Here is a 2,729-nt window from a genome sequence, read left to right as displayed (position 1 = left end):
TTTTTTAGATAAGCATGGAATTCTTTCGGTAGTATTAGTTGGTTTTACGCCATTACCTTTTAAGATATTTTCGATAGCTTTTGGCTTCTTTGAGTATAACTTTATCATCTTTTTTGTATTTAGTTTTATCTCTCGTTTAGTTAGATTTTTAATCGTATCTTATTTATTTGCATATTTTGGCCAAAAATATCGTAAACAAATAGAAAATATTATCAATAAATCTAGTTGGATTATTTTAATTATTGCCGTTTTAAGTTTAATTTTATATTATTTTTTAAAATAGATATTAAGGGATAGATCATGAACCCAAAGGTTTTTAAACTTTCATTAACAGTATTGGTTACTGGGTTGTTAGCCGCTTGTTCAGCGCCAACGAGTAATGCTCCAATTTATAATATTTCAAATAGTGGATCTTATGCAGGTTCACAACAAACATCTGTTCCTCAACAAACAACGAATACAGAAAACTCTAGTATTAATCCAACATTTTCTGTAACTCCTGCTGATAGTAATGAAAATAATGCAGGAAACTATAACGCCCCTGTAACAACAGTAACGACAAATCAAGTGAATCAAGCTTGTGAAGCTACTCAGCCTTTTGTAATTCCACGTGGTGCAGACAATAAACCAATTTATAGTCGTATTGTTAAAGGTTCTTATAAAGCTAAAAATTATGTAGTACAACAGAGCGATACTTTCTATCTTTTAGGTTACTTAACTGGTACATCTGCGGAAGAAATTGCTCGTATTAATAACATGAATGTTAATAGTGTACTTACTCCTGGTACAGTAGTTGTAGTAAATCCAAATGCATGTAGCACGCAAGGTTATACACCGGTGCAAAGTACTTCTAAAGTAGAAACTACTACAGCTCCTGCAACTGTTGCAAAAGAAGCTCCAAGTGTTCCAGCACCTACAACTCCAACTACAGTTCCAACAACGACAACTACGACAACCCAAGCTCAAGCTTCAACTACAACTGTACCATCAAAAGCAAATAGCTCTAATGAACAACCAACTGTTCAAGCTCAAGGTCAAGCTACAGGTGCTAATGCCTTATTATGGCCGGCAAATGGTAGAGTAATTCAAGGATATTCTAACAAAGAAGGTAGCGATCATTCTATCCATATCGCTGGTACAATTGGTGATAAAATTTATGCTTCTCAAGATGGGCATGTAATTTTTGCAGGAGTTTATAATCAATATGGTAATACTGTTCTAATTAATCACAACAATAGTATGCTTACCGTATATGCTTGTAACTCAAGCTTAAGAGTAAAAACCAATCAAACTGTCAAAAAAGGTGATGTTATTGCTTTAATGGGTAATACCTGTGCTAGTGGTAAAACTATGTTATTTTATCAAGTACGTGTAAATGGTAATACTGTTGATCCTTTAAAATATTTAGCTAAAAGATAACTATAAAGAAGATTATTTGCCTAAGGTAAATAATCTCTTTTTTAAATTTAAGAAGACTTAATATGATTTTTAAATCATCCTTTTCATTTTGGTATACAGCTGTAGCTCTTTGTCTTGTTACTCTTTTGACTCGTGCTCCTTTTACCGAAATATCTCCAATAATGGAGCATGTTGCTCTTGATTTAGATTTAACTAAAACCCAACAAGGAATAGTTTTAAGTTTACCTACATTTGTAATGGCTATTTTTGCAGCTTTAGTTGCAAAAGTAGATCAAAAAGTTGGTTTAACTTATGCTTTGCTCTATGGCATGATTGTTATTGTTATAGGTATTGCCATTCGTGATTACTTAAGTAGTTTTCATGTAAGTTCTGCGGTGTTATTTCTATATCTAGGGACTCTAGTTTTATCCATAGGAATTACGATTTTAAGTGTTCTCTATCCTTCGTTTATTAATGGTTTCTATCCTAATCATCTAGGGATTTTAAATTCCATAAATGGAGCAAATATTTCAGTTTCTTCATTTTTGGGAACCTTATCAGCCGTGGTAATGATAGGAATGGGCTATTCATGGCAACAGGTGGGAACTCTGTGGATTATCATAACTATCTTAATCATATTATTCTACCTCCCAAGCTTAAAGTTTACCAAAGAGAGAATGAAAGTTTTACAACAAGAGGTAAAACAAACAATTACAGGAGATAAAAAGCCACAGGTTTCGATGTGGAAACAATTAGCTCCTTGGTGTATTGGTATTACTCTAGGAATTGAAAGTGCAAACTACTACTTTGCTTTAAGCTGGTTTAAACCTTATATAGGAGATTTAATAACTAACGAACAATTTTCTTTTCTCGTAAATATTTTTCAGGTTTTATCTCTTTTAGGATCATTAGTTACTCCAGTGATAGTTATACGTTATGAAAAGCATTTAACAAGCTTTTTAGTAGCAACAAGCACATTTTTTGCTCTTCTAACTATAGCTATGTTCTATGTTACCAATTACTATTTATTAGTGGTAATTTTTGTACTCTTTGGAGCTTTTGCAGGGATACTTTTAGCAATACTTTTATTGTTGCTATCTTACAAAACTAAAAGTGCAAATACTACCTCAAAAATGTCTTCTGTAGTTAACTGTGTAGGATTTTTAATTACTGGAGCTTACCTCTTAGGTTTTGGCTGGCTTTATGATATTACGGGTTCATATAAAACCGGAATTACAATTACAATCCTCGGTTGTATTTTATTACCTTTAGTATCTTATATTGCAACGAAAAAAGAAATTTTAGAATAAAATTAAGCAGTGGTTTATCAC

2 protein-coding genes and 1 pseudogene are annotated in these 2,729 nt (G+C 32.3%); all 3 read left to right on the top strand.

All coding sequences use genetic code 11. The features are described 5' to 3' along the window. A pseudogene (locus tag CKF59_RS07970) lies at positions 1-283 on the top strand (DedA family protein); the annotation flags it as partial. Positions 284-300: 17 nt separating this feature from the next. Beyond that, positions 301-1,419, top strand: coding sequence for a peptidoglycan DD-metalloendopeptidase family protein (locus tag CKF59_RS07350; RefSeq protein WP_119535269.1), 1,119 nt, complete (start codon positions 301-303; stop codon positions 1,417-1,419). 62 nt (positions 1,420-1,481) lie between these two features. Further along, a complete protein-coding gene (locus CKF59_RS07345) occupies positions 1,482-2,708 on the top strand; it encodes an MFS transporter (RefSeq protein ID WP_119535268.1) in 1,227 nt (408 codons plus the stop codon). Positions 2,709-2,729: the final 21 nt, after the last annotated feature.

This window comes from Psittacicella gerlachiana (assembly GCF_003585965.1).
GTDB classification, from domain to species: domain Bacteria; phylum Pseudomonadota; class Gammaproteobacteria; order Enterobacterales; family Psittacicellaceae; genus Psittacicella; species Psittacicella gerlachiana.
Note: the sequence above shows the minus strand (reverse complement) of the source record. Positions and strands in the feature narration are given on the sequence as shown.